This window comes from Thalassobius sp. MITS945101 (assembly GCF_047123305.1).
In the GTDB taxonomy this organism is placed as follows: domain Bacteria; phylum Pseudomonadota; class Alphaproteobacteria; order Rhodobacterales; family Rhodobacteraceae; genus Thalassobius.
In genome coordinates this window covers 2,160,431-2,187,286 of sequence record NZ_CP138918.1, presented here as the reverse complement: position 1 = coordinate 2,187,286, position 26,856 = coordinate 2,160,431, and the positions used below count along the sequence as shown (strand labels likewise).

Here is a 26,856-nt window from a genome sequence, read left to right as displayed (position 1 = left end):
TCAGGCCTCCTTGGGCGTAGCGGGGGGTTGGGTCGCCGCAGGCGCGGGAATGAACCGCAGCCGCAGCGCATTGCTGAGGACAAACACGCTGGAGAGCGACATAGCCCCCGCCGCCAGCATCGGCGACAGCTGCCAGCCAAACAGCGGGTAAAACAGCCCGGCCGCCACCGGGATCAGCGCAACGTTGTAGCCAAAGGCCCAGAACAGGTTCTGTTTGATGTTACGCATCACCCGCGCCGACAGATCAAATCCTGTGACCACCGCCTGTAGATCCCCCGACATCAGCACCAGATCGGCGCTTTCGATGGCGACATCCGTGCCGGTTCCAATGGCCAGCCCCAGATCGGCATGGGCCAGCGCCGGAGCGTCGTTGATGCCGTCGCCCACAAAGGCCAGTTTGCCGCCACTCATGGTGGCGCGCAGCCGGTCCAGAGCCTCGACCTTGCCTTGCGGCAAGACCTCGGCCTCGACATGGTCGATGCCCAGCTCTTGGGCGATGGCCTTGGCCGGGGCAGCGTTGTCGCCGGTGATCATGGCGGTTTTGATGCCTTGGGCATGCAGCGCCTTGATCGCCGCAGCGGTGCTGGGCTTCACCGGATCGGAGACCGCGATGACGGCGGCAAGTTCACCGTCGATAGCGGCATAGAGCGGCGATTTGCCTTGCGCCCCCAAAGCTGCCACCTGGGCGGCGAAGGGCGCCAGGTCGATCTTGCGCCGCGTCATCAGACGGTCCGACCCGACCATGATGCGCTTGCCTGCCACCGTGGCGGCAACGCCGTAGCCAGCGATGGCGCCGAATTTCTCAACCTTTGGCAAGGCTTCGCCATCTGCCGTGGCGGCAGCGACGATGGCGGCGGCGATCGGGTGTTCGGATTGCGCCTCAACGGCGGCGACCAGCCGCAGCACCTCAGCACGGTCAAAGCCTGCGGTAACGTCAAAATCGGTCAGGGTCGGCTGGCCTTTGGTCAGCGTGCCGGTCTTGTCAAAGGCCACCACACGGACGTCCTGCAGGCTTTGCAGTGCGTCGCCCTTGCGAAACAACACACCCAGTTCGGCCGCCCGGCCGGTGCCCACCATGATCGAGGTTGGCGTGGCTAGGCCCATTGCGCAGGGGCAGGCGATGATCAGCACTGCAACGCCTGCGACCAACGCATGGGTCAGCGCCGGTTCAGGTGCAAAAGCCAGCCATGCGAGGACGGTCAATGCCGCCACCGCCATCACCACAGGGACAAAGCGCAGGGTCACCCTATCCACCAGCGCCTGAATGGGTAGTTTGGCGCCTTGCGCCTCTTCGACCATGCGGATGATCTGGGCCAGCATGGTGTCAGCGCCCACATGGGTGGCGGTGATGCGCAGAGCGCCGGTGCCGTTGACCGTGCCGCCGGTCACCCGGTCGCCGCTGGATTTTGTCACCGGCAGCGGTTCGCCGGTGATCATGCTTTCATCCACATTGCTGTCACCCGACAGGACGGTGCCATCCACAGCGATACGTTCGCCTGGACGGGTCAGAATGATGTCGCCAACGGTGATGGCCTCAATCGGCAGGTCCACCGGTGCGCCGTCCCGTTCCACCCGTGCGGTGGTCGGGCGCAGCCCCACAAGGGCGCGGATCGCAGCACCGGTGCGGCCTTTGGCGCGGGCCTCCAAGGCGCGGCCCAGAAGGATCAGAACCACAATCACCGCTGCGCTTTCAAAATAGACCGCGCGGACATCATCGGGCAACAACGCGGGCGCAAATGTGGCCACCGAGGAATAGCCGTAGGCCGCCAAAGTGCCCACCGCCACCAGCGCGTTCATATCCGGCGCCCCGCGCAGGAGCGACGGCAGGCCTTTGCTGTAGAATTGGCGGCCGGGGCCGAACAGCACCAGCGTGGTCAGCAGAAACTGCACCGTCCAAGAGGTCTGCATCCCAATGGTCTGCATGACCCAGTGATGGAATGGCGGGTAGAGGTGGCCGCCCATTTCCAGCACAAACACTGGCAGGGTGAGGATGGCGGCGATCCGCAGCTTGCGGCGCAGCGCCTCGGCCTCTTCTTCTTTGCGGTCCTGCAGCGGGGCGGTATCGCCGCTGGATTTCAGCGTCGCCTCATAGCCCGCCTGCGCCACTGCCTGGATCAGCGCGGCTGGGTCGAGCGCGCCGTCGGGCAGGTCCACCTGCGCGGTTTCACTGGCCAGGTTGACCCGCGCGGCCACGACACCTTCGACCATTTCCAACGCTTTTTCGACGCGCCCCACGCAGGAGGCGCAGGTCATACCGTCGATCTGCAGCTCAACCGTTTGCAACCGGGCGGGATAGCCCGCCCGCGCCAGGGCAGAGACCACCGTTGCGGCGCTGGCCGGGACATTGATCTGCACCTGCGCGGTTTCACTGGCGAGGTTTACCTGCGCCTTTGCCACACCTTCTGTGGCCGTCAGGGCCTTTTCCACCCGCCCCACACAGGCGGCGCAGGTCATGCCTTCGATTGGCACTCGAAGGGTTTGGGTGTTTTCGGATCGGGACATGTTTTTAGCGTCTTTCAGCGCGCAATTCGTCGTTCGACACCCCAGATAAGGGTTCCAGTAGATGGAGGGTCAAGGGCCTCTCAGCAGAAATGTGCAGATTTGTCGCGCCACCCGCGCTGGGGTCTTGACCTTCCAGCGCGGGAAGGGTCCATCTGGGCCGAAGTTAAGAGATTGTGTAAGGAAACACCGCGATGATGACGTTTAGTGTCCCCTCAATGAGCTGCGGCAAATGCACCGCCAAGATTGAAACGGCTGTGCAGGAGATGGACCCGACGGCGCTGCTGCATTTCGATCTGCAGGCGCGCACTGTCGAGGTGGACAGCGCCGACGGTGCCGAAGAGGTGCTTGGTGCGATTGGCAAAGCCGGATTTGACGCCCAGGCGGCGTGAGGCAGGACGTTATCGACAATCAGTTGGCCGGGGCGACATGATCACCACGGCCAAATTACCGTTTAGCTGAAACTGCCAAAGGGGATGTAGCGCACCAATGTGCCTTCGCCGACCTTTAGCGCTGCATCCGGTAGTTCCACCAGCCCATCGGCCCAGCTGAGGCCAGAGATGCGGCCCGAGCCTTCGGATTTGAACACCTCGACGCGGCCTTCCGGTGTCATCCGAGCGCGTAGAAATTCGCGCCGCCCCGGTTTTTTGTTTTTGGCAAATCCGGCTGGCACCATGAAGCCCTGTGGCATGGTCCAGCCTTCGCCCGACATGGCGCCCAAGGCGGGGCGGGCAAACAGCAGCGCGGTCACCATGGCGGCCACGGGATTGCCGGGCAGGCCGAATACCGGCAGCGGGCTGTCGCCCTGTGGCCAGAGGCCCAGCGCCAGTGGGCGGCCCGGTTTGATGGCGATGCGCCAGGTTTCAATCTGCCCTTCCTCGCGCAACAGCGCCGAGACGTGGTCTTCGTCGCCGGTGGAAACCCCGCCGGAGGTCAGCACCGCATCGACTTGTCCCTGCGCCGTGTTCAAACGGTGACGCAGCGCGGCGCGACTGTCTTCGATGTGGCCCAGATCAACGGGGGTGAAGCCCCACTGTTCCAACAGCGACAGAAGCATCGGGCGGTTGCTGTCATAGATCTTGCCTGCACCCATGTCCTCAGGCGCGGTTTGGCCGGGGGCGATGACCTCATCCCCGTTGGAAAAGACACCAACGCGCAACCGCTGAAACACCGGCACCTCGCTGTAGCCTGCGGCGGCCAGGAGCGCGGCATCTTCGGGGCGCAGTTTGCGCCCCTCTGGCAGAACCAGATCACCGGTGGTGAAATCTTCACCAGCGCGGCGGGTGTTGGCGCCTAGTTTCAGCGGACCATAGAATTGCAGCTTGCCGCCTGTGGCCTCCACATCCTCTTGCAGCACCACGGTGTCCATGCCGTCAGGCAGGATGGCCCCCGTCAGAATGCGCAGTGCCTGCCCCTTTGGCAGCGCCCCCTGATAGGGTTCGCCCGCAGCGGAACGGCCCGCGGCCAAGGGCAATGTCACCAGTTCATCCAGCGCGCCGCCCGCAAAACCATAGCCATCCACCGCAGAGTTGGCCGAAGGCGGGTTGGCGCGGCGGGCGGTCAGATCCTGCGCCAGCACGCGGCCCCGGATGGCGGCAAGTGGTACGGTTTCGACAGGGACAACCGGCGTTACGCGGTCGCGCAGGCGGGCCAATGCGTCCTCCAGCGGCACCCAGTCAACGCCGGGGGGCAGCGCGAAACAGTCGTTACGCAGTCTTGGCGGCATGGCGCAGCAACCCCGTTTCTTGCAGGACAAACGTCGCCAGAGCGGCGGTGTCATTGAGGTCGAAAACCGGACAGGTCACATCCGGATGCTGGCTGGCAGGCTGGTCGGAGGCGAGCGCGCGGATGGTGGGATCCTCGGGTGCGATCAAAGGCTTGCCGGCTTCTTTGCGGTGGGCTTCGATCTTGGGGTGGGCTTCGCGCTTGTAGCCTTCGACCAACAGCAGATCGACATCCGCCAGTTTGGTCAGAAGATGCTCCAGCGGCGGTTCCTCTTCTTCGCGCAGCTCATGCATCAAGGCCCAGCGTTTGCCCGAGATCAGCAGAACCTCTTCGGCCCCTGCTTCGCGGTGGCGATAGCTGTCACGGCCGGGTTGATCGACGTCGAAGGTATGGTGCGCGTGTTTCACCGTGGAGACGCGATAGCCGCGTGCGGTGATTTCGCTTACAAGCCGTTCCATCAGGCCGGTCTTGCCACAGTTTTTCCAGCCGGTGACCCCGTAGATCTTCACGATGGCATTCCTTCTTTCGGTTCCGGTTGATCCGCCTGCTGCGCAGTCGCCATGTCGCGGGCGCGGGCCATATCCTCGGGTGTATTCACATTAAAAAACGGCTCCTGACCTTGATCATGGTCAAACAGCACCTCGGTGCCGCCATGTTTTTCGGTCCAGATCACCACTTTGCGCAGCCCGTTCTGCAACTCCGCGCGCAGATCGTCGCGCAGGGCAACCGGCCAGAGGCCGAAGGTCGGCTGACGCACCTGCCCTCGTTTCGGGTCCAGACTGGCGGCCAAGGCAACGGCGGCGCTGCCACGTCCGGCCTGAAGCTGAGCCGCCAGATCCAGCGGAAAAAACGGCGTGTCGGCAGCAACCGAGACGAGATAGTCCGCCCCCAGCTGGGCCGCCCAATCCATGCCAGCCAGCACCCCGGCCAGTGGGCCGGCGTAGCCATCGATCCCGTCGGCGACCACCGGCAGCCCGTAAGAGGCAAAGCGGCTGGCGTCACCGTTGGCGTTCAGCACCATTGCGCCGACCTGCGGGCGCAGACGGTCGATCACCTGCTGCAAAAGCGTGTGTGTGCCCAGCGACAACAGGCATTTATCGCCGCCCCCCATACGAGAGGACAGGCCACCGGCGAGGATCACTGCGGGTAGATCTTGAGCGATTGCGGTCATCACACCTCCTCCGCAGCGCTTTTGCGGCGGTGTTTCTTGCTGTCCTCCGGCACGGTGGCAAGGTCTGCGTCATAGACCAACCGCTCTGCCCCGCTGAGGCAGGTGAACCGTTTGCCGCGCATCCGGCCGATCAGGGTCATGTTCAGCTTACGCGCCAGTTCGACACCCCAGGCGGTGAAGCCTGACCGCGAGACCAGCGTGGGAATGCCCATCTGCGCCGCTTTCAGCACCATTTCCGAGGTCAAGCGGCCGGTGGTGTAGAGGATCTTATCCTCTGCCCCCTGCCCTTCGGCAAACATCCAGCCAGCCACTTTGTCCACCGCGTTATGGCGGCCCACATCCTCCATATAGACCAGCGGACAGTCCTGTTGGCACAGCACCGTGCCGTGGATCGCACCGGCCTCTAGGTAGAGGCTCGGGGTGCGGTTGATCTGATGCGCCAGCGCATAGAGCCATGAGGTGCGCACAGGGGTGGTGGGCAGTTGCAGATCCTCCAGCCCCTCCATCATATCGCCAAAGACGGTGCCTACGGCACAGCCCGAGGTGCGGGTCTTTTTCTTTAGCTTTTCCTCATAGTTGGTGGCCCGTTCGGTGCGCACCACCACCACCTGCAGCTCTTCGTCGTAATCGACGCCGGTGACCTGATCATCGGCCAGCAGCATACCCTGATTGCGCAGAAACCCCAGCGCCAGATAGTCGGGATAATCGCCAATTGTCATGGCGGTCACGATTTCCTGACTGTTGAGGTAGATGGTGAGGGGGCGTTCCTCGACCACCGCGATTTCTTGCGTGTTGCCATCCTGATCCACACCGGCGACGGCGGCGGTGAGGCCGGGTTTGGCAAGGTCGGGGGCAATCAGGAAGCCCTGCGGTTCAGTGAGCTTGGCCAAGGGGGCACCTCTTGTGACGTCGGGTTGTTTTGTGGGCCGTTGGAGCGGGGCAAATCCGGACCTGCGACACCTTCGTCGCGTGGACAGCACGCGGCGCAGGCCCTATGTTGGCCGCATGAGCGAGACATTGGAAATTGACGCGCTGGGACTGTTGTGCCCGTTGCCGGTTCTGCGGCTGCGCAAACGTATTCAGGGGCTGCCTGCGGGCGCAACGGTCACGGTGTTGGCCGATGATCCGGCGGCGCTGATCGACATCCCGCATTTCTGCCATGAGGCCGGTCACGGCTACATCGGGGCCGAGGATCTGGGCGGCGGCGCCGAGGGCAAAGCCCCGCATCGCTACACATTGACCACCGGTTAAGGGTTCCCTCCGACCGCACATCGCCTTAGCCCTCTTCCGTGGGCAGCCAGAGGGTGAAACGGGTGCCTTCGTCTTCGACACTGTCGGCCTGCATGCTGCCGCCATAGCGACGGATGATCTTGCGGCTGATGGACAGGCCCAGTCCGGTGCCTTCGCCCTGTTTGGTGGTGAAGAACGGGTCAAAGACGCGGCCCAGCACCTCAGCCGACATGCCTTTGCCGCTGTCCTGCACGGTGATCATCACCCCCGGTTTGCCGTCCTGATCCACATCATCCGCCCGCAGGGTCAGGTCACCGCCCTCGGGCATGGCGTGGATCGCATTGACAATGAGGTTGATCAGCACCTGCTGCAACTCGGTCCGGTTGATGCTCAGATAATGCGTCGCATTGAGGCGCAGGTAGAGGTCGATGTCCACCTTGTTCAAAAGGTGCTGCACCAGTGGGATCGAGTCCTCGATCACCTCATCGGGGTGGTGGCTTTCGATCTCACCGGCGTATTCATCCGGGCGAGTGAATTGCAGCAGTTTGTTCACAATGACAAAGACCGAATGCACCTGTTCATCGATCAGGCGGAACTCTGTTTTGAGGTCTTCGGCCTGGGGGCCGACCTCGGACCGGATCAGGTCAAGGTTGCCCTGAATGACGGTCATCGGATTGTTGATCTCATGGGCGATGCCCGCTGCGATTTCGCCAACAGCGGCCAGTTTTTCCGAAACCACCAGCTGTTTGGTGGTGGCCTCCAGCCTGGTGTTGGCCTCTTCCAAAGCGCGGGTGCGTTCGCGGACGCGGTTTGACAATTCGCGGTCACGGTCCTGAATCTGGCCCAGCAAACTGTCCATCTGTTCCGCCACACGGCCCAGTTCGTCGCCGCGGTTTTCAACACCGGTGCGAGCGCCAAGGTCGCCGGCTTCGACGCGGTTGATGGTGCCTTCCATCCGTTCGATCGGGCGAAAAATCTGCCGCGCCCAACGCAGGAACAGCGGCACAGACAGCAGCACGATGACCACAAAGGCGGCGGCAAAGGTCAGCAGGGTTTTGAACTTGGCGGTGCGAAACGGGGTTTCAAGGAAGCCGACGTAGAGCATCCCCACCCGTTCGCCCATACTGTCGGTGATCGGCTGATAAGCCGAGATGTACCAGTCGTTCACCACAAAGGCGCGGTCAAGCCAGGTGCGGCCCTCATCCAGCACGGCGGCGCGGACCTCGGCCGAGACCCGGGTGCCCAAGGCGCGTTCGTCCTGGAACAGGCGCACATTGGTGGACACCCGCACGTCATCCAGAAACAGGGTCGCCGTGCCCACAGTGCCTTCGATCAGTGAGGCGGTTGGGTAGACAAGGTCGTTGATGGTGTCGATGAAGTTGAGGTTCCGGTTCAGCAGCACGCCCCCCACCAGCGCGCCCTGCCCGGTGGGCAGGCTGACCGGCGCGGCGGTGTGCACAAACATGCCACGGGTTTCTTCGGTCCGGTCGGTTGGCACGGCCGCTTGGGTCGGCACCAGACGGATACGGGCGCGCGAGGCCAGAACCGGCGACATTTGTTTCAGTTCTTCCCCCGAAAACAGATCTATGGCCGCCGCAGAGCCGCCGCGCAGCGCCTGACGCACCACCGGCCAATGGTCCAGCGTGTCGGTCTGAATGAAATCGGGTGAGGAAATCACCTGTCCGCGTGGCCCGAGGACGTAGAGAAAATCGAGGTCCAGTTCATCCCGTTTGGCGTCGAGGAGCAGTTGCAATTCTTCGGCGCCGCCCCTGTCCACCACATGGGCGAACTGGCGGCTATCGGAGAAGCTTTCGACCTGAAGCTGGCGGCTTTCGACGATGCGCGACAGGTATTGTTGGGCGATGGTCAGCTCACCATTTACCTTGGCAATCAACAGGTTATCAAATCGCGCCGACCAGTTGACGGCGGTGATGATAAAGAAGATCGGCATGATAAAGACGGTGGGCAACAGCGCGATGGCCAACAGGCGCATCCGCACCGATATGCGCGATCCCCGTTTGCCGCGGGCCTTGGGCAGCGCCTTGGCCGCCGTCTGTTCTGCCGCCCCGTCAGCCATTCCACATCGCACATTTGCGGTCGATGGTCTTGCGCGACACCCCAAGGCGGCGGGCAGCTTCGGCCCGGTTGCCATTGCAGGCTTCCAGCACCGTCAGAATATGGCGGCGTTCGACCTCTTGCAGGCTATCGACCGCCTCAACCTCTCGGCCCGGATCGGTGGAGGCAAATTCCGACGGCCATTCCCCCTGAATGAGCGATTGTTCCACCACGTTGCGCAATTCGCGCACGTTGCCGGGCCAGTCATAGCGCGACAGGTTCAGCAAAACACCTTCGTTCAGCGGCAGGGGTTCGATCCCCAAAGAGCGCGAGATCTGCTGGATGAACATCAGGGTTAGCTCTTTGATGTCCATCGCCCGTTTGCGCAGGGCAGGCATTTCGATCTTCAACACCTTGATGCGGTGGTAGAGGTCTTCGCGGAACCGTCCCTCGGCCACGGCCTGATCGAGGTCAGCATTGGTGGCAAAGATGAAGCGCAGGTCCAGAGGCACCTCGCGCAGCGAGCCGACGGGGCGGATTTTGCGATGTTCGATGACCCGCAGCAGCGCGGCCTGAATGGGCAGCGGCAGCTCGGCGATTTCATCCAGATAAAGCGTGCCGCCATTGGCGTTGAGGAACAGCCCGTCCTGCCGCGCCCGCTGGTTGGGGCCGACGTCCTGCACAAAACCGAACAACTCGTTTTCAATCACATCTGGCGAGATCGTGGCGCAGTTGATCGGCACAAAGGGTTTTGCCGCACGGTCCGACATGGCGTGCAGCGCGCGGGCGGCGATTTCCTTGCCGGTGCCGGTTTCGCCGGTGAACATCACCGGTGTCATCAAAGGCGCGGCCCGTTCGAGCGTTGAGCGGATGTCCTGCAGCGCTGACGAAGACCCCAGCATCCGTTCACGGGCCGCGGAATTGCCCGACGCCAGTTCGAATTTCAGCAGGTAGTTTTCGCGGCGCAGATTGACCCGGTCCACACAGCGCGCAACCGCGTTGATGATCTGGTTGGAGCGGAAGGGTTTCAGCACAAAATCCACCACGCCTGCGCGCATCGCCTCAATTGCGGTGTCCATATCGGCAAAGGCGGTGATCAGGATCACATCGGCAAAGAACCCCAGCTTGCGCTGTTGGCGCAGCCATTCCAGACCGGTGGTGCCGGGCATGATATTGTCAAGGATTACGATATCAAAGTGGTTTGCGTCCAACAGTTTGGACGCATTGGCCGCGCTGTCGGCCTGTTCCACCCGCCCCACCATCGGGCCGAGGATCTTGACGATAAAGTTGCGGATCCCCGGCTCATCATCCACCACAAGGACGGAGGCCTGGGACAGGCCGATCCCAAACTCGGATTGATCGGGAACGACGTTCAAATTCGTTGGTGTGTTCACCAGTGCAGGGTCCTTTATTCCACCCGGGCCGAAGCGCTTTTGGTGCGGTCCTGGGTCGAGAAACCCGCCCCGTTCAGCACCAGATTAGAGGCCACGGCGATTCCGACAATCGCTGCACATGCAAAGAAGAAAGATTTCATTTCAGTCACTCCTGTGGGGTCGAATGGCTGCGCAAGAAGGCAATCAACGCGGCGCGATCCTCTGGGTCTGTGATCCGTTGCACGGGCATTTTCGTGCCCTCTATATACACGTCCGGTCCCAGATCAAAAAGCGCGTCAATTGTCTCAGCTCCCCAGATGATAGGGGAAGTTTGCAGCGTTTCCGAATAGATATAGCCCGGCACGGTCCCTGCGGGACGGCCGAACAGGTTTTGTAAGGTGGGGCCTGCGCGGCGTTGGCTGTCCGCGGTCAGGCTGTGGCAGATGGAACATTTGCGGTTGAACTGGTGTTCGCCGCGATTACTGGCCTCACTACCTTGCAGGAAGGCGGCGTCGGCCAGGGTCATCTGCGCGTCTTTCGGGCCGTTGAGGGGCCAGGAATAAAGCGTGTCATCCAGCCCACCAGCGTGGATATTGCTGCCGTCGGGGCTGAAGGCCAGCGCCCAGATCGGTCCTCTCTGAGTGGCGCGGAAATCGGCCAGCAGCGACCAGTCGGCGGTGTTGAGCGCCGAGATATAGCCCTGCCCGTCCCCCACTGCGAGGGTCTGGCCCGATGCGTCTAGCGCCATCGCCAGAATGGGGCGGCGCTCCAGCGTGAAGTCTTTGATCAGCGCCCCGCTGTTGGGATCAATGATCCGGGTCACCCCGTCCACCGCGCCATAGGCCAGCCAGTTCGCATCGGGCGCCAGCGCCAGCGTGTTGATGCCAAAGCCGCCCGCCAGAACCTGTGCCTTTTGCTGCCCCGTGGCCACGTCCCAGAAACGGATGGAGCCATCGGCAGATGCCGAATAAAGCCCCTGCCCGTCCGGGGTGAACACCACGTCGTTGACACTGCTGGCATGGCCGGTGAGGAACTGCGGCGTGTCGCCATCTAGCGGCCACAAACCAATGGTGCCGTCCCAGCTGGCCGAGGCCACAGTGGTGCCGGAGGGGGAAACCGCCAGCGACATGATCTTGCCCTTGTGGTGCCCCATCAGGCGGGCGGTGCTGGTGGCGATGTCCCAGTGGTAGAGCGCAAAGTCATCGCCCGCAGAGACCAGCGTGTTGGCATCCACAAAGGCCACGGCATTGACAGCGGCGGCGTGTGCTTCCAGCCATTGCGGCTGGCCATCACGCCAATAGCCGACCGAGTTGTCAAAGCTTGCTGTCGCGATACGGCCTGATGCATCGCTGGCAATGCCCTTGATCGGCCCGCCATGCCCCGACAGCGTGAAGAACTCGCCCCCCAGAAGGGGCGAGGCCGTCAGTGTCAGAATGGCTAGGAGGGCGGATCGCAGCATTGCAGGGGCCTGTTATTCCGCAGGCACCTGATCGCCCGATTGGGCAGGTCCGGTTTCGGTGTGTTTGACCTCATCATACCACAGGCTGTGGTGTTCCTTGGCCCATTGCGCCTCGACCTGACCGGATCCCATGGCGTCAAACGCGCCCTCCATCCCGACCGAGCCGAGGTAAATATGGGCGATGATCACAGCCATAAAGACAAAAGCCACAATGCCGTGCCACAGCTGCGACAGCTGCATTTCCTGATAGGGTGTCAGCACTTCCGGCAATGCGCCGTAGCCGACAATTTCCGGCAGGCCGGTCATGTTGAGGAACTGGAAGGTTTTGGCAAAGACCGAGATTTCAAACGGGAACAGCAGCGACAGACCCGAAAGCGAGATCGAGATGCCAAACAGCGCCACGGACCAGTAGATCACCTTTTGGCCGGCGTTGAATTTCTTCGCAGGTGGGTGAACACCTTTGGAGAACAGACCGCCGGCTTTCAGGATCCAGTTCACGTCGGTTTTGTTGGGGATGTTGTGTTTGATCCAGAGGACCAGCACCATCACCAGCGCCAGCATGAAGGCCCATGAAATGTTGTTATGCACCCATTTGCCTGCCTGGGCGATCGGGGCAAAGGCCTCTTTGCCCAAGAGCGGGATCAGGAACATGCGGCCAAACAGCGTGATCAGCCCGGTGATGCCCAACAGGATGAAGGAGCTGGCCAGCAGCCAGTGGGCGAAGCGTTCCAGACCGTTAAACCGTTCCACCGTGCGGCCGGTTTTGGCGCCATCGATGCGGATTTTGCCACGGATTGCGTAGAACAGGATCAGCACGCCGATCATGCCCAGCAGCAGATAGCCGCCGTAAGTGGCCATCGGGCCTTCGCGGAACTGAACCCAGCTCATGCCGCTGTCCTGCATGATCAGATGCACCACGGGGCCACGGGCAGAGGCGTTGATGTCAGCGGTGCCATAGCGCAGGGCGCGGAACACCTCGGCGTCAGAGATGCCGCCCAGGGTGCCAAGCTGCGCCGAAAGCGCGGCGGCGCTGTTCGGATCCCCGATGGCGTCACGGCGGAAGCTGTCGTTGATCTTCTCACCGCGTTGACGGGCCAGAATATCTGCGAGGGTTTGGGCCCCGCCGGTGGCGGAGCGGTCGGTGTTTTCGCTGTTGGATGCGTTAACGGGCGGGTTGGCCTCTTGTGCCGCAACAGGGGCGGCAACGGGGAGGGCCAAAAGGAAGCAAAGGAAGATCCAGAGAAGGGCGCGCATGGGGTCCTCGGTCTGTCGAATATCTCAAAGGGACCGAATTCGGATCAGGAAAACGGTTGGAATTTGGGTGAAATTCCGGGCGTGGGAGGGGGTGGGAGGGCGCGATTGCGCCCTCCCGATGCGGCGGGTTAGCCGCCTTTCTGGTCGTAGGCTGTGCCCCAACCCCAAGCGCCGGAACCAAAGCCACGGGCCACCACACGTTCGCGGTAGATGGCCGAGACGATGTCACCGTCACCCGCGAGCAGCGCCTTGGTCGAACACATCTCGGCGCAGATCGGCAGTTTGCCCTCTGCAATCCGGTTGCGGCCGTATTTGGCGAATTCCGCGGTGGAGTGGGTTTCTTCGGGACCGCCGGCACAGAAGGTACATTTGTCCATCTTGCCACGGGAGCCGAAGTTGCCGGCCTGCGGGTACTGCGGCGCGCCGAAGGGGCATGCGTAGAAGCAGTAGCCACAGCCAATGCAGAGGTCCTTGGAGTGCAGAACGACACCTTCTTCGTTCTGGTAGAAGCAATCCACAGGACAGACGGCCATACAGGGCGCGTCCGAACAATGCATACAGGCGACCGAGATCGACCGTTCACCGGGGGTGCCATCATTGATGGTCACCACACGGCGGCGGTTGATGCCCCAGGGCACCTCATGCTCGTTCTTACAGGCGGTCACGCAGGCGTTGCATTCAATGCAGCGTTCGGCGTCACAGAGGAACTTAGCTCTTGCCATATCTGTTTCTCCTTAAGCTGCAGAGATTTTGCAGAGAGTACACTTGGTCTCTTGCATCTGGGTTACGCTGTCATAGCCGTAGGTCTGAGCGGTGTTGGTGGATTCACCCAGCACGTATGGGTCAGCCCCATCCGGATATTTGCTCCGCTGATCCTCGCCCTGGAAATGACCGCCGAAGTGGAAGGGCATGAAGGCCACGCCTTCGCCCACCCGCTGGGTGACCATCGCCATAACCTTGACCTTGCCGCCTTCAGGACCTTCGACCCAGACCTGACCACCGTCACGAATGCCAAGGTTGTTGGCGTCACGGGGGTTGATCTCGACGAACATGTCCTGCTGCAACTCAGCCAGCCATGGGTTCGAACGGGTTTCGTCACCGCCACCCTCATATTCGACCAGTCGGCCCGACGTCAGGATGATTGGGTAATCCTTGCTGAAGTCGTTTTTCTGGATCGAAGCGTACATGGTGGGCAGACGGTAGAATTTCCGATCCTCATAGGTCGGATAATCCGCCACCAGGTCACGCCGCGGGGTGTAGAGCGGTTCGCGGTGCAGCGGCACCGGATCCGGGAAGGTCCAGACAACCGCACGGGCCTTGGCGTTGCCGAAGGGCGCACATTCGTGCTTGATCGCCACCCGCTGGATGCCGCCCGAAAGGTCGGTTTTCCAGTTGGTCTTGGGACCTGCCACCGCATCTATTGCGGCGCGCTCTTCGTCGGTGAGATCACCGTCCCAACCGAGGTCCATCAGCATCTGCATCGTGAACTCGGGGTATCCGTCCTGGATATCCGAGTCTTTCGAATAGACGCCTTCAGCCAGCAGGTTGTCGCCGTCCCGCTCAACACCGAAACGGGCCCGGAAGGTCAGACCACCCTCGGAGACACGTTTGGACATGTCATAGAGGTTGGGTGTGCCCGGGTGCTTCATGTCGGCGGTGCCCCAACAGGGCCACGGCATACCGTAGTAATCGCCATCTGCAGGGCCACCAATGGCCTGCAAGGTGGTGCGATCAAAGGTGTGCTGGTTGGCCATGTGCAGCTTGATCCGCTCAGGGCTCTGACCGGTGTAGCCGATGGTCCACATGCCCGCATTGAATTCGCGCGTAACGCTTTCAATGTTGGGAGTCTCGTCATCTTCCATTTCGATGTTGCGGAAGAAACGATCAGCCCAGCCGAACTTCTTGGCGAACTTGGCCATGATGACATGGTCAGGTTTGCTTTCGAACAGCGGGGCAACAACTTCGTCACGCCACTGGATCGAACGGTTCGACGCGGTCACGGACCCACGGGTTTCAAACTGCGTTGCCGCAGGCAGCAGGTAGACGCCATCGGTGCGGTCATGCAGAACAGCCGAAACCGTTGGATAGGGGTCAACCACGACCAGCATATCCAGCTTTTCCATCGCCGTTTTCATTTCCGTCATACGGGTCTGCGAGTTGGGCGCGTGCCCCCAGAGCACCATGGCCCGGACGTTGTCCGGCTGGTCCATGTTGTCCTTGTCCTCGAGGATACCGTCGATCCAGCGCGACACCGGAATACCGGTGAGGTTCTGCAGCGACTTTTCCTTGCCGTCGGCGGTGGTCAGAGTGTTGAACTGACTGGACAGCCAGTCGCCATCTTCGCCCCAAACACGGCCCCAATGGGCCCAGGCGCCTTTGGACAGACCGTAGTAGCCCGGCAGCGTGTGCGACAGAACACCGAGGTCGGTGGCGCCTTGCACGTTGTCGTGGCCGCGGAAGATGTTGGTGCCGCCACCTTCGGTGCCCATGTTGCCCAGAGCCAGCTGCAGGATGCAGTACGCCCGGGTGTTGTTGTTGCCGTTGGTGTGCTGGGTGCCACCCATACACCAGATCACGGTGCCGGGGCGGTTGTTGGCCAGCGTCCGCGCCACGCGCTTCAGTTGCGAACCGGGGGCGCCGGTGACACGTTCGACCTCTTCCGGGGTCCATTTGGCCACTTCTTCCTTGATCTGGTCCATGCCCCAAACACGGGTGCGGATGAACTCTTTGTCCTCCCAACCGTTTTCGAAGATGTGCCACAGGATGCCCCAGACCAGCGCAACGTCGGTGCCGGGACGGAACCGGACGTATTCATCGGCGTGGGCGGCAGTGCGGGTGAAACGCGGGTCGCAGACAATCACGGGTGCGTTGTTCTGCTCTTTCGCTTTCAGCACGTGCTGCAACGAGACGGGGTGCGCCTCGGCAGGGTTGCCGCCGATGATGAAGATGGCCTTGGAGTTGTGGATGTCGTTGTAGCTGTTGGTCATGGCGCCGTAGCCCCATGTGTTGGCTACCCCGGCCACAGTGGTCGAGTGACAGATCCGCGCCTGATGGTCGACGTTGTTGGTGCCCCAGTAGGCCGCAAACTTACGGAACAGGTAGGCCTGTTCGTTGTTATGCTTGGCCGAGCCGAGCCAGTAGACACTGTCAGGACCGCTTTCGTCGCGGATCTTCAGCATCTCGTCGCCAATCTCGTCGATCGCCTGCTCCCAGGAGATCCGCTTCCACTCACCACCCTCTTTTTTCATCGGGTATTTGAGGCGGCGTTCACCGTGGGCGTGTTCCCGCACCGAGGCGCCCTTGGCGCAATGCGCACCGAGGTTGAACGGGCTGTCCCAACCGGGTTCCTGACCGGTCCAGATGCCGTTTTGCACTTCGGCCATGACGGTACAGCCCACAGAACAGTGGGTGCAGACCGACTTCACGGTTTTGACGGCACCGGTTACGGCTGTGGCAGCACTCGCCTGAGTGACCATGCCGCCTGAGGCGCCAATCGCGGCCAGGCCACCAATGGCCAGACCAGAGCCGCGCAGGAATGTGCGGCGGTCAACGGATGCTTCTGCAGCCGCTGACAGGATACTTGTCCGCTGGGGGCGTCGCGCAACCCCGTTGGTCTTTTTCCTAAGCATTTCTATCCTCCCTCGCGTTCCTTTTGGGAACTGCTAGGTAATGTTCAAAAATCCGGCAGTCGGGCGTCACGCAACCAGTCGCCGGGGGCGGGGTGAACAGGTCCGGTTAGAACCGGGCGAGTTCGTAGTAGGTGCGCACATGCGCCGTGTCCTGCATGCGTTCGCTGGTCGGGTCGACCGGCGCCGCTTCTGCAGCTTCACCCGACACCGCAACGGCTGCTGCCGCGGCGGGCACAGACGTGGCTGCAACTTTCAGAAAGTCGCGGCGGGTTGTCTTGAGTGCGTCGCTCTTGCTCATGCTCTCCTCCTTGGTTGTGGCGGACCTGCTCCTCACTGGTCCGCGGTTGCGATGAAAGATCGGCGCCTCAGCCGCCCATGCGGAAGGCCTGGGTTTCGATCTCGATGAAGGCTTTTCCGACCGTGCCCACAGGCGCGTAGAGGACCGAATTTTTGGCCCCCTCCAGATCGGTGAAGAAATGCTGTGCCCAGGGCGCGATATGGCGGCCGAAGAATTCCTGCTGCTTCTCCAGTGGCACCGGATCGCCAAAGCGGCCGCGGATCATGCCGGCCATCATGTCAAACAGGCTGGCAATATTGTCTTCGGGCTCAAACACATTGGGTGCCCGCTGCATCCGCTGCGCCGCCATGTCGCTGCGCAGCTGCGCCAACGGTTTTTCATTAAGGAAGCCGGTCAGATAATAGCTGGCATAGGGCAACAGTTCGCCCCGGCCCAGACCAATGAAGAGTGCGTTAAACTCGCTTTCGACCGCCTCGGCATTGGTGGCCTTTGCCACCCGTGACAGCGTGTTGATCGCCTGCCCCAAATCACTGTCATCGCCCTGCAGCGACGCGGCCTGCGCCAACATGGGTTTGGAGGGGGGATGGGACAGCAACGCCGCGAGGAAATCATAAAGATCGGCGCGCAGGCTGTCCTCTTCGGGGATTGCGGGCATCTGAGTTTCAGTGGCGGTCATAACGGTGTCGTCTTTCATCTCAGGTTTCAAACTGGAAACGCATCCGACGGCGTGCGGGCTGCACGGGATCAGAGAGCGTTTCCACTTGGGGGCGTTCGGGGGCTGTTGCTGCGGTCGGATCTTGTGCGGTCAGGGTTTGGGGCGCTTGGTTTTCAAAGGCCGCAACCGTATCGACCGGGGTTTCGGGCGGGCGCACGGCACTTAGCGAGGTCTCTGTCTCTTGCTCATCTGTGGCCGGATGGCCGAGGTCGTCCTGCGGAACCTCCTCTGCCTCAGTTGTCGTGTCAGTGGCGGCGGCAACCTCCGCCTCTTCACCCAAGCCTTCCAGCTCACGCGCCTGACGCGCCAGTTCATCAACATGGGCCTTCATGCCCTTGCCAACCTGATAGGCGGTTTGCAGGTTCTCAACGACCAAAGCGCTGTCGGTGAAATCCTCACCGTAATCGACCAGCATATCGACGTTGGCCAACACCGGGTTGGAGGTCCAAAGACGGCGCAATGCCCGACGGCGCAGACGTTCGGGCACGGCTTTTTTCATAAAGGCGGCAAAGTCATCGCCTGCCTGCATTGTGTCGGGATCAGGCAAGTCCAGCTGTTCCAGCAATTCCTCATCGGACAGCTCTTCCAGCTTGGCCTGTTCTTCGGCATGCACCGCGGCCTCGGTCGCCTTGACCTCGGCCTCGGCCTCTGCCGCGACGGCGGCGCGGCGGCGGGACCAGAAATCGCCTCCGCTCATTGCAGCCTCACTTTCTTGCGGCTGGGCACGGAATAGACATCGGAAAGCTGCTGAATACGGGCATCCCCAATGCCATCCTCATGCAGGTCAATGCGCTTGCGGTCGCGGCGGCGTTTTACAAACTCTTCGTGTTCGTGGTGTTCATTCACGAAGTCGCGGATATAGGCGACCAGCCCCTCGGGCATGGGCACCAGTTCCACCAGTTCTTCGCCGCTGTCAGTGTAATCCTGCGTCTCATAGGGTGATGCCGTGGCCAGCAGGACCTCCAACGGATGGTCCGCCTCCGGGTCGGTGGTTTCGCGCATCACCACACCAATGGTCGGCACCCGCGCCGACAGCCCCTGCAGGTAGGCTTCGGTATCGGTGCGCCACAGTTCCAGTGGCACGGTCGCGGCGTGAAATTCCACCGCCTCACCCTCTTCGCGCATCGGTTGCCAATGGGCGGGTCCGGCGCCGGGGATCACGGCAACCACTTTCCACGCAAAACGCACCCAACGGCTGACCGATGGGGTGCGACGGATGATGATTCCCAAAGGCAACGAGGCAGTCGCTGGCCGCATGGTGTTTTTGTCCCTTCCTCAAGCGATCCGGTGACAGGTCACAAATTTTTTTCGGATCGATGACATGATCGTCACCCCCTGTTGGAAAGGCAAAAAAATTCGCCAAATTTGCGCATTTTCCGACCCGAGATGGACACATTGACCCTGCCGGACAGATCGACCCTGAGGGGCGGGACGGAATGTCCACTTTGGCCAAAAACCCACCAAAACCCTCGGATTTTTGAAACGAATCACTTGCGGGTTTTGGCGCTGGCCGAGGGCTTTACGCGCCTCAGTTTTCATGTGTAGCTACCGGGCAGAATTCACCAGGTGCCAGCGCGCCTGCGACGGCACCCAGGGAGACACACATGACTAAGCAACTGATTTTGTGCGATTGTTTGGGGAGTCAACAGATCGACGCGGACAGTTTGTCCAATCTGGAGGGCTTTGCCTGCTCGAAAGTCCACACCGAACTTTGCGGCAAGCAAGCAGAGCAAGCAGCCAAGCTGATCGCCGCCGGTGACGCCATGATCGCCTGCCAGCAGGAACGCGAAACCTTCGAGGAAATCGCCGCCGATCTGGGCGTCACTGCGCCCGATTTTGTCGATCTGCGCGACCGTGCTGGCTGGTCCGAGGACGCGATGGCGAAGGACAAAAACACAGCCGCAAAAATGGCCGCTCTGGTCGCTGATGCGGCCCATCCGCAGGTGCCGCTGAAAACCTTTGATGTGGCCTCGGAAGGGCTGTGTCTGATCCTTGGCCCGATCGACGTGGCACAGGACGCCGCCGCCCGACTGGCGCCTTTCCTTAGCGTCACCCTACTGCTTGAAAACGCAGAGGATTTGCCGGTTGATCGCAGCTACGACGTGGTGGTCGGACAACTGAAAGGTGCAAAGGGCGCGCTGGGGCAGTTTGAGGTCCGTCTGGACCGGTTGCAGCAGATGCAGGCCGGCGGGCGCGGTGCCTTCACCCTGTCCGAGCCGCGCGACGGGGGCATGGCGGAATGTGACATCATTCTGGACCTGCGTGGCGGGCAGCCACTGTTCCCTGCGCCTGAAAAACGCGAAGGGTATCTGCGGGCGGATCCTGGATCGATCCCGGCAGTGGCGGAAGCCGTGATGCAGGCCTCACATCTGGTGGGCACGTTTGAAAAGCCGCTGTATCTGGGGCTGGATCCGCTGATCTGTGCCCACTCCCGCGCCGGTCAAACCGGCTGCACCAAATGCTTCGACACCTGCCCCACCAGCGCCATTTCAACAGCCGGCGATCACGTGGACATCGACCCGACGATCTGTGCGGGCTGTGGCTCTTGTGCGGCGCTGTGCCCATCAGGCGCAATCACCTTTGACAACCCCAATCCAGGTGCCTTGTTCACCCGGATGAACCGACTGGCCGAGACCTATCGCAATGCAGGCGGCACCGCGCCGCGGCTTCTGGTGCATGATGCCAGCTATGGTGCTGAGATGATTGCGCTTTCCGCTCGGTTTGGTCGGGGTCTGCCCGGCGATGTGATCCCTTTGGAGGCCGAGAAAGCCTCGGGCTTTGGCCATGCGGAAATGGTCGCGGCGCTGGCCGCAGGGTTCACCGCGGTGGATGTGCTGACCAGCCCGCAGACGGAACGGGATGCACTGGACGGGGAGCTGGCGCTGGCGCAGGCCTTGGCGGGGTCTGACGCCCAGCTGCGCCTGCTAGAGGTGGCTGATCCTGATGCGCTGTCCGATGCGCTTTTCGGAGCGGCGAAAGGCCCGCAAGTGGCGGAGCCGATCCTGCCACTGGGGTCGCGCCGTCAGGTGGCGCGGCTGGCGGCCAAGGCGCTGAACACCGACTCTGAAACACCGATTGCCCTGCCTGAGGGTGCCCCCTACGGCGCGGTGGTGGTCGACAAGGAGGCCTGCACGCTCTGCCTGTCTTGTGCCTCGCTTTGCCCTGCCGGAGCCTTGGGCGACAACCCCGATGCGCCGCAGCTGCGCTTTCAGGAGGATGCCTGCCTGCAATGTGGCCTCTGCGCCACCGTTTGCCCGGAAAACGCCATCTCGCTGCAGCCGCAGATGGACCTGAGCGATGCGGCGCTGACCCAGACTGTCATCCATGAAGAAGAGCCGTTTGAATGTATCGATTGCGGCAAGCCGTTTGGGGTGAAGTCCACCATCGACAAGATTGTGGCCAAGCTGGAGGGCAAACATTCGATGTTCCAAACCGGCGGGGCGGCGAACCTGATCAAGATGTGTGACGACTGCCGCGTAAACGCCCAGTATCACATGCAAAACAACCCGATGGCGGGGGCCGAACGCCCACGTGTGCGCACCACGGATGACTATCTGTTAAAACGGCGGGATCACTGAAGTTGAATGGGCGCACCCAAATCCGCGGGCTCCAGCCCCGCCACATAGGTGATGATGTCGTCGAGGTCCTCAAGGGACAGATCGACCGGCACAATCGCCGCCTTATGCATCGGATCCAGCTTGGTCTCGAGGTCGGTAATACGGGTGAAACTGGGGTGCGGATTAAGGGCGTAGAAACTGTAGAACCGCTCGTCCCAATCGGGGAAAGCGCGCAGGACAAAAAAGGACGGGGTGGAGTTGATCCCGCTCATCCGGTCGGCGGTGCCCACCACGTGACAGCGTTTGCAATGCAGGTTCGACACCGCCAACCCGTTCGCCGCGTCCCCCGTCAGATCCAGCGCCTCTTCGGCTGCGGCCTCGATCGCGACGCGGGTGTATTGCAGCCCGTCAGGGCCTTCGAAAGCCTCCACCGTGTTGAGGCCAATGTCGGAGGTCAGCCAGTCGCTGAAACGCTGTATTTCCGCGCTGTCCTCCAAACTGGAGAGATGCCAGCGGCTGCCCGCCCCCTCAAAGACCGCCTGCCCTGCCCCGTCGGGTGCCAACGTCACATCTGCCGCCGCCCCGTTAGGAACCACCGCGACCCGTACGCGGTGTTTCAGCGTGAAGCGCGGCAGGAGGTGTTTGAGAAACCCGTTCTCCGTCAACACCTTGGGCGCGGCCAGCGTGATCTGTCGCCCCTCTGCCATGACCATCGTTCCACCCAGTGCCAGTACCAGCCCCAGCACCAGACACAGGATCATCGGGATCAGTCGTTTGGGCATGGATCGGTCTCCGGCTTGGGGCGATGGGAACGGCGGAATGTGAATACCCAAATCCTAGAACCGCAGCTGTCGCGCGGTCAAGAATACCAAAGTCGATGAAAGGCCCAGCCATGAGTGAAGACTTCAACATGTCGATGCGCAAGTTCCTGAAACAGGTCGGCGTCACCAGCCAGAAAGCCATCGAGGACGCCCTGCGCAATGCGGGGGAAACGGCGGGCAAAAGCTATGAGGCCAAGATGGTGTTGACCATCAATGGTCTGGATATGGAACACGTGGTCACCGGCACTTTGACCGGCCAGCCCGACGCAGCAACCAAAGGACAGGACTAAGCAATGTCTGTAACGCGCGAACAGGTTCTGGACCTGCTGAAAACCCTGAAAGACCCTGCCAGCGGCAGCGATATCGTTGGCAGCGGCATGGTGCGTGCGCTGAATGTCGATGGGGGCGAGGTGCGCTTCGTCATGGAAATTGATCCCAGCCACTCCAACGCGCTGCAGGCGGTGAAGGCGGAGGCCGAGGACAAGCTGAACGCAATGACGGGTGTCAGCAAAGTGGCGATTGTGATGACCGCCCATGAAACCAAAGCGCCACCGCCCGATCTGCAGGCCCGCCGTCCGGCGCAGCAGCAGGGGCCGCAGAAAATCGCCGGTGTGGACCGGATCTTGGCCGTGGCGTCGGGCAAAGGTGGTGTGGGCAAGTCCACCCTTTCAGCTAACCTTGCGGTGGCGCTGGCGGCAGAGGGGCGCAAGGTCGGGTTGCTGGATGCAGATGTTTACGGCCCGTCGCAGCCCCGGATGCTGGGGGTGTCTGGCCGTCCCGCCTCGCCCGATGGCAAGACGATCCTGCCGATGCGCAACCACGGGGTGACGATGATGTCCATCGGGTTGATGACCCGCGAAGAAGAGGCGGTGGTCTGGCGGGGTCCGATGTTGATGGGGGCCTTGCAGCAGATGCTCAACCAGGTGCAGTGGGGTGCGCTGGATGTGCTGATCGTCGACCTGCCGCCGGGCACCGGTGACGTGCAGATGACCCTGGCGCAGAAGGCCGAGCTGACCGGCGCGGTTGTCGTTTCGACGCCGCAGGACATTGCGCTGCTGGATGCGCGCAAGGGCATCGATATGTTCAAGAAACTGGGCACCCCGATTGTCGGCATGGTCGAAAACATGTCGACCCATGTGTGCAGCCAATGTGGCCATGAGGAACACGTCTTTGGCCACGGCGGCGTCGCGGCAGAGGCCGAGAAGCTGGAGGTGCCGTTGTTGGCCGAAATCCCGCTGAATATCGACATCCGCTTGGCGGCCGACGGCGGCGCGCCGATTGTGGCATCAAAACCGGCCTCGCCACAGGCGCAGGCTTTCCGTAAGCTGGCCAAGAGCTTGATCGAGAGCGGCCATGCCTAAGGATGAGATGACACCAGAGCTGACCTTCCCCCCGTTGTTCCAAGGCGAAGCATTGAGCGGCGCGGCGGATCCCTTTGCCAAGGCCTGCACGCAGGCGCTGTTGGGCTGTGAATCGGGGACCGTGATCTACAACATCACCCCTGATGTGCTGAAGGCGGCAATTGTCTTTGCCCCCGAAGCGCCGTTGGTGGAGGCTTTGCCCGTGTTGATCGCCTGCGAGGTTGGGTTTCAAAACGCGCTTGGCGCGCTGGCCCCGCCTGAGGTTTCGGTTCATTTCCGTTGGGACGGGGAGGTTCTGGTGAACAACGCCCGCTGCGGCCGGATGCGCGTTGCCTCGGGTGAGGTTGCTAAAGGCGCGGAACTGGATTGGATCGTGGTCGGGTTGGAACTGCCCTTGCTGCCGCCCGATCCGGAAACCCCTGGCCTGACCCCTGACCAGACCTGCCTGTTTGAAGAAGGCTGCGCCGATCTGGATCCGGGCCATCTGCTGGAGGCCTGGACGCGGCACACGCTGGTCTGGATCAACCGCTGGGCCGATGAAGGGCTGCGGCCTTTGTCAGCGGAATGGCGGCCGCTTGTGGACAAGATGGGTGAAGAGGTCGAATTCACTGTGAAAGATACGGCTTACAGCGGCACCTTCATGGGGATAGATGAGAATTTCGGCATGTTGCTGCGGCAGGGCGAAGACACTCGTCTATTGCCGCTGTCACTGCTTCTGGAACAGGGGGGCGAGGCATGAGCACCGCCAAAACAACCACCAAACTGGCCCGCGCCATCCATCTGGATGAGAGCGATATGAACGTCTTTTTCAGCCCGGCCCGCACCGGCGAATGGGCGATCAGTGGCGGGTTTGAGTTTTCCAACTGGGGCGACGCCGATCTGACCGGCAAAGCACGGCAGGCCTTTGCCAATGGCTGGCTGGGGATCGAAACCTTCGGCCGGGTGACCTTTGTTGCGGTGACGCAGGTGGAACACAGTGAGCTGCACGGGCTGGCTAAAGGGTTGGCGGAACACTTTGTGCAAATCTACGGCGCCCCGTCGGTGGAGGCCGCAATGGGCGTCGCGCAGGAAGAGATCGCACATATGATCGACCTATGTGCCGATCACGAGCCAAACACATTGCTGACGGTTGAACGCGAACTGACCGAGGCGGGGGTGCGGGAGCGGTTCCGCTCAATCAAGCCGGATGCTGCACAGCTGGATCAAGTGGCTGTTCATGCCGTCCCTGAGGATGAGGTGCCAAAGCTCTGATCCCCCAAGACCACTTGATCCCCAGACAATTCAGCCAAGAAAAAGCCCCCGCAAACAAGCGTTTGCGGGGGCAGTGCGTGTACCCAAAGGGGAGGAGACACTTGGGAAAACCGTTGAAAAACCTGTCGCCTTTTAAAACGGGTTACTTGGCATTGAAGGTGAACAGCGCTTCACCGTTCAAGGTGTAGCCATTGATCAGTGTCTGGGCGCGTTCGGACACCAGCCACTCTTCCAGTTTGAGGACCAGCTCGGCCTTCACATGGGGATGTTTTTCCGGGTTTACCGGCAGGAAGGCATATTGGTTGAACAGAACGGGATCGCCAGCGAACAGCAGCTCAAGCTCCCCCTTGTTGGCGAACTTCAGCCAGCTGGCGCGGTCCGACATCACATAGGCGTTCATGCCCGAAGCGGTGTTGAGCGTTGCGCCCATACCTGCGCCAGCGGCCTTGTACCAGCTGGGGTCCAGCATCTCTTTGTCGATACCTGCGGTCGACCACAGCGACAGCTCTTTCTTATGGGTCCCGGAATCATCGCCGCGACTGGCAAACTCGGCCTTGGCCTGTTTGATTGCGCTCAAAGCTGCGGGCGGCGTCATTGGCGGCCTTGATCCCCGCAGGGTCTGTTGCCGGACCGATCAGGACAAAATCATTATACATGATCTCGGTGCGGTGGGTGCCGTTGCCGCCAGCCAGAAATTTCTCCTCGGCCTTTTTGGAATGCACCAGAATGGCGTCTACGTCGCCTGCTTCACCCAGACGGATTGCCTGACCGGTGCCGACGACCAGCAGCTGCACCTCAAGTCCCAGATCCTTCTGGATTTCGGGCAGCAGAACCTCTGACAGGCCCGAGTTATGGAACGAGGTGGTCACGGCCATCTTCAGCTCATCCGCGAGCGCCGCGCCTGCGGACAGAACCGATGCCGCAACAGCAAAAACCAGACCAAACTTCATATCAAAATATCTCCTTTCAGGAAGGCATGTGCCTCTTGGGTTTGGGGCGATACAAAAAACGCATCCGCCGGAGCGGTCTCATGCAGCCGCCCGTGATGCACAAAGACCACGTCACTGGCGAGCCGCCTGGCCTGCCCGTGGTCATGGGTGATCATCACAATCCGTGTGCCCGCCGCATGGGCGGTCAGCAGGATGTGTTCGATATCGTGAATGGCGCGGCCATCCAGACTGGCGCAGGGTTCATCCAGAAACAGGATCTCGGGGTTGCGGATCAGGGCGCGGGCCAGCGCCAGTTTCTGCCGTTCTCCGCCCGACAGATACCAGGCCTGTTTGCCCGCGTGATCGCCAAGCCCGACCCCGCGCAGTGCTTCCGCCGCGCGGGCCCGCGCGGCTTGGCGTTTCATGCCATGCACAATCAGCGGATAGGCCACATTGTCGAGCGCGGTGCGCCGCATCAAAGTGGGTTGCTGAAAGACATAGGCCTGACGCGGCCGCGACGCCACCTCATCCACCGCCCATTCAACCCGGCCCGAACTGGGCCGTTCCAACCCGTGCATCAACCTAAGGAGAGAGGTCTTGCCCGCCCCGTTTGGCCCCATCACAATGGTAAACCCGTCCGGCGCAAGGGTCATGTCCACAGGCCCGACAAGCGTTTTTCCACTCCGGTGCAGCGTCGCCTTGGTCAAGCGCAGAGGCAGGATCGAACGCTCTACCATCGGCTGCTAACCTCTGTCTTGGAGGCGAAGTGGATCGCCATGTTGACCGCAATGGCAATGCCGATCAGCACAAAGCCCAGCCCCAGCGCCAAGGCAAAGTTGCCCTTGCCGGTTTCCAGTGCAATGGCCGTGGTCAAAACCCGTGTGGCCTGATCGATGTTGCCGCCCACGATCATGATTGCGCCGACCTCTCCGATGCCGCGTCCAAAACCTGCCAACGCAGCGGTCAGCAAGGCGCGGCGGGCATCCCACAGAAGCGTGCGGATCCGTTGCCCCCGGGTGGTATTCATCGAAATCAGCAGGTCATGGTATTCGGCCCAAAGCTCTCGGATGGCCTGATGCGCAATCGAGGCAATGAGCGGCGTCAGGATCACCACCTGGGCAATGATCATCGCGGTCGGGGTGAACAGCAGCCCAAAGACACCAAACGGCCCCGAGCGCGACAGCATCAGGTAGACCAGCAGCCCCACCACCACCGGCGGCAGCCCCATCAGCGCATTCATCAGGGCGATCACAGAGCGGCGATACCGGAAGCGGTGCACCGCCACCCAACCTCCAAGGGGCAGACCAATGGCCGAAGCAATCAGGGTCGCTGTCAGGGTCACCTGCAGCGAGCGCGCCGAGATCTGCATCAGATCGGCGTCGAAGGTCACTATAAGCAGAGCTGCCTGTCGCAGCCCCTCCAGCACGTCGTTCATTCGGGTCTTTCGGGCGCCCGAAATGGCGCCGGTCGATGTCCAGTCTTGGGGGCTATTCTAATCCCTGACAGACACCGGGGCGACGTGGCATCAG

General features: G+C 61.8%; 26 protein-coding genes and 1 pseudogene. 7 read left to right on the top strand and 20 right to left on the bottom strand.

Annotated elements, in window-relative coordinates; translation table 11 throughout:
- Positions 1–2,502 (bottom strand): heavy metal translocating P-type ATPase, encoded by a 2,502-nt coding sequence (locus SIC14_RS11005; RefSeq protein ID WP_412561981.1) that lies wholly within the window; start codon positions 2,500–2,502, stop codon positions 1–3.
- Between the two features lie 191 nt (positions 2,503–2,693).
- On the opposite strand from SIC14_RS11005, the gene SIC14_RS11000 reads away from it, so the two are divergent.
- Positions 2,694–2,891, top strand: a complete 198-nt coding sequence (locus SIC14_RS11000; RefSeq protein ID WP_412561980.1) for a heavy-metal-associated domain-containing protein — start codon at positions 2,694–2,696, stop codon at positions 2,889–2,891.
- A 62-nt stretch (positions 2,892–2,953) separates the two neighbouring features.
- On the opposite strand, the gene glp is transcribed toward SIC14_RS11000, so the two are convergent.
- The 4 genes from glp to SIC14_RS10980 are packed head-to-tail and all read right to left on the bottom strand — an operon-like array spanning position 2,954 to position 6,285.
- Positions 2,954–4,225: a gephyrin-like molybdotransferase Glp gene (glp, locus tag SIC14_RS10995; protein WP_412561979.1), complete on the bottom strand. Its 1,272-nt coding sequence runs from the start codon at positions 4,223–4,225 to the stop codon at positions 2,954–2,956.
- Positions 4,206–4,733, bottom strand: coding sequence for a molybdopterin-guanine dinucleotide biosynthesis protein B (gene mobB / locus SIC14_RS10990; protein ID WP_412561978.1), 528 nt, complete (start codon positions 4,731–4,733; stop codon positions 4,206–4,208). Before mobB ends, glp begins: the two co-directional genes overlap by 20 nt.
- Complete coding sequence (mobA, locus tag SIC14_RS10985) at positions 4,730–5,395, bottom strand: molybdenum cofactor guanylyltransferase MobA (RefSeq protein ID WP_412561977.1); 666 nt, start codon at positions 5,393–5,395, stop codon at positions 4,730–4,732. Before mobA ends, mobB begins: the two co-directional genes overlap by 4 nt.
- Positions 5,395–6,285 carry a formate dehydrogenase accessory sulfurtransferase FdhD gene (locus SIC14_RS10980; RefSeq protein WP_412561976.1) on the bottom strand — a complete coding sequence of 297 codons (891 nt, stop codon included), beginning with the start codon at positions 6,283–6,285 and terminating at the stop codon, positions 5,395–5,397. Before SIC14_RS10980 ends, mobA begins: the two co-directional genes overlap by 1 nt.
- Before the next feature lie 115 nt (positions 6,286–6,400).
- Here SIC14_RS10980 and SIC14_RS10975 point away from each other — a divergent pair, with 115 nt between their 5' ends.
- Positions 6,401–6,646 (top strand): sulfurtransferase TusA family protein, encoded by a 246-nt coding sequence (locus tag SIC14_RS10975; RefSeq protein WP_412561975.1) that lies wholly within the window; start codon positions 6,401–6,403, stop codon positions 6,644–6,646.
- A 25-nt stretch (positions 6,647–6,671) separates the two neighbouring features.
- On the opposite strand, the gene SIC14_RS10970 is transcribed toward SIC14_RS10975, so the two are convergent.
- From SIC14_RS10970 to SIC14_RS10920, 11 genes are all read right to left on the bottom strand, one after another.
- Positions 6,672–8,702, bottom strand: coding sequence for a cache domain-containing protein (locus SIC14_RS10970; RefSeq protein ID WP_412561974.1), 2,031 nt, complete (start codon positions 8,700–8,702; stop codon positions 6,672–6,674).
- On the bottom strand, positions 8,695–10,074 hold the full coding sequence (locus SIC14_RS10965) for a sigma-54-dependent transcriptional regulator (RefSeq protein ID WP_412561973.1): 1,380 nt from the start codon (positions 10,072–10,074) through the stop codon (positions 8,695–8,697). The genes SIC14_RS10970 and SIC14_RS10965 overlap by 8 nt, the downstream gene beginning before the upstream one ends.
- Positions 10,075–10,088: 14 nt before the next feature.
- Positions 10,089–10,214, bottom strand: a complete 126-nt coding sequence (locus SIC14_RS10960; protein WP_412561972.1) for a hypothetical protein — start codon at positions 10,212–10,214, stop codon at positions 10,089–10,091.
- A 5-nt stretch (positions 10,215–10,219) separates the two neighbouring features.
- Positions 10,220–11,512: a c-type cytochrome gene (locus SIC14_RS10955; protein WP_412561971.1), complete on the bottom strand. Its 1,293-nt coding sequence runs from the start codon at positions 11,510–11,512 to the stop codon at positions 10,220–10,222.
- 12 nt (positions 11,513–11,524) lie between these two features.
- Positions 11,525–12,766 (bottom strand): formate dehydrogenase subunit gamma, encoded by a 1,242-nt coding sequence (locus SIC14_RS10950; RefSeq protein WP_412561970.1) that lies wholly within the window; start codon positions 12,764–12,766, stop codon positions 11,525–11,527.
- Positions 12,767–12,894: 128 nt separating this feature from the next.
- The gene (gene fdh3B, locus SIC14_RS10945; protein WP_412561969.1) at positions 12,895–13,488 is read right to left on the bottom strand and encodes a formate dehydrogenase FDH3 subunit beta; all 594 of its coding nucleotides are present in this window, start codon (positions 13,486–13,488) and stop codon (positions 12,895–12,897) included.
- A gap of 12 nt (positions 13,489–13,500) precedes the next feature.
- The gene (locus tag SIC14_RS10940) at positions 13,501–16,395 is read right to left on the bottom strand and encodes a formate dehydrogenase subunit alpha (protein ID WP_412561968.1); all 2,895 of its coding nucleotides are present in this window, start codon (positions 16,393–16,395) and stop codon (positions 13,501–13,503) included.
- A 106-nt stretch (positions 16,396–16,501) separates the two neighbouring features.
- Positions 16,502–16,693: a ubiquinol-cytochrome c reductase iron-sulfur subunit N-terminal domain-containing protein gene (locus SIC14_RS10935; protein WP_412561967.1), complete on the bottom strand. Its 192-nt coding sequence runs from the start codon at positions 16,691–16,693 to the stop codon at positions 16,502–16,504.
- A gap of 67 nt (positions 16,694–16,760) precedes the next feature.
- Complete coding sequence (locus SIC14_RS10930; protein WP_412561966.1) at positions 16,761–17,387, bottom strand: molecular chaperone; 627 nt, start codon at positions 17,385–17,387, stop codon at positions 16,761–16,763.
- A gap of 1 nt (position 17,388) precedes the next feature.
- A complete protein-coding gene (locus tag SIC14_RS10925) occupies positions 17,389–18,105 on the bottom strand; it encodes a DUF3306 domain-containing protein (RefSeq protein ID WP_412561965.1) in 717 nt (238 codons plus the stop codon).
- Positions 18,102–18,665, bottom strand: a complete 564-nt coding sequence (locus SIC14_RS10920; protein ID WP_412561964.1) for a DUF3305 domain-containing protein — start codon at positions 18,663–18,665, stop codon at positions 18,102–18,104. Before SIC14_RS10920 ends, SIC14_RS10925 begins: the two co-directional genes overlap by 4 nt.
- A gap of 347 nt (positions 18,666–19,012) precedes the next feature.
- On the opposite strand from SIC14_RS10920, the gene SIC14_RS10915 reads away from it, so the two are divergent.
- Complete coding sequence (locus SIC14_RS10915) at positions 19,013–20,986, top strand: 4Fe-4S binding protein (protein ID WP_412561963.1); 1,974 nt, start codon at positions 19,013–19,015, stop codon at positions 20,984–20,986.
- Here SIC14_RS10915 and SIC14_RS10910 read toward each other — a convergent pair.
- On the bottom strand, positions 20,980–21,747 hold the full coding sequence (locus tag SIC14_RS10910; RefSeq protein ID WP_412561962.1) for a hypothetical protein: 768 nt from the start codon (positions 21,745–21,747) through the stop codon (positions 20,980–20,982). The genes SIC14_RS10915 and SIC14_RS10910 overlap by 7 nt on opposite strands.
- Before the next feature lie 110 nt (positions 21,748–21,857).
- Here SIC14_RS10910 and SIC14_RS10905 point away from each other — a divergent pair, with 110 nt between their 5' ends.
- Genes SIC14_RS10905 through SIC14_RS10890 form a run of 4 tightly spaced genes read left to right on the top strand, consistent with a single transcriptional unit; the run spans position 21,858 to position 24,398 of the window.
- On the top strand, positions 21,858–22,076 hold the full coding sequence (locus SIC14_RS10905) for a DUF6494 family protein (RefSeq protein ID WP_412561961.1): 219 nt from the start codon (positions 21,858–21,860) through the stop codon (positions 22,074–22,076).
- A gap of 3 nt (positions 22,077–22,079) precedes the next feature.
- On the top strand, positions 22,080–23,147 hold the full coding sequence (gene apbC, locus SIC14_RS10900) for an iron-sulfur cluster carrier protein ApbC (protein WP_412561960.1): 1,068 nt from the start codon (positions 22,080–22,082) through the stop codon (positions 23,145–23,147).
- Positions 23,140–23,886, top strand: coding sequence for a DUF4444 domain-containing protein (locus tag SIC14_RS10895; protein WP_412561959.1), 747 nt, complete (start codon positions 23,140–23,142; stop codon positions 23,884–23,886). Before apbC ends, SIC14_RS10895 begins: the two co-directional genes overlap by 8 nt.
- Complete coding sequence (locus tag SIC14_RS10890) at positions 23,883–24,398, top strand: DUF6505 family protein (protein ID WP_412561958.1); 516 nt, start codon at positions 23,883–23,885, stop codon at positions 24,396–24,398. The genes SIC14_RS10895 and SIC14_RS10890 overlap by 4 nt, the downstream gene beginning before the upstream one ends.
- Before the next feature lie 142 nt (positions 24,399–24,540).
- Here SIC14_RS10890 and SIC14_RS10885 read toward each other — a convergent pair.
- The 3 genes and pseudogenes from SIC14_RS10885 to SIC14_RS10875 form a co-directional block, all read right to left on the bottom strand.
- Positions 24,541–25,348, bottom strand: a pseudogene (locus tag SIC14_RS10885) (substrate-binding domain-containing protein).
- Positions 25,345–26,064: an ATP-binding cassette domain-containing protein gene (locus SIC14_RS10880; RefSeq protein ID WP_412561957.1), complete on the bottom strand. Its 720-nt coding sequence runs from the start codon at positions 26,062–26,064 to the stop codon at positions 25,345–25,347. Before SIC14_RS10880 ends, SIC14_RS10885 begins: the two are co-directional and overlap by 4 nt.
- Positions 26,058–26,762 (bottom strand): ABC transporter permease, encoded by a 705-nt coding sequence (locus tag SIC14_RS10875; RefSeq protein ID WP_412561956.1) that lies wholly within the window; start codon positions 26,760–26,762, stop codon positions 26,058–26,060. The genes SIC14_RS10880 and SIC14_RS10875 overlap by 7 nt, the downstream gene beginning before the upstream one ends.
- Positions 26,763–26,856: the final 94 nt, after the last annotated feature.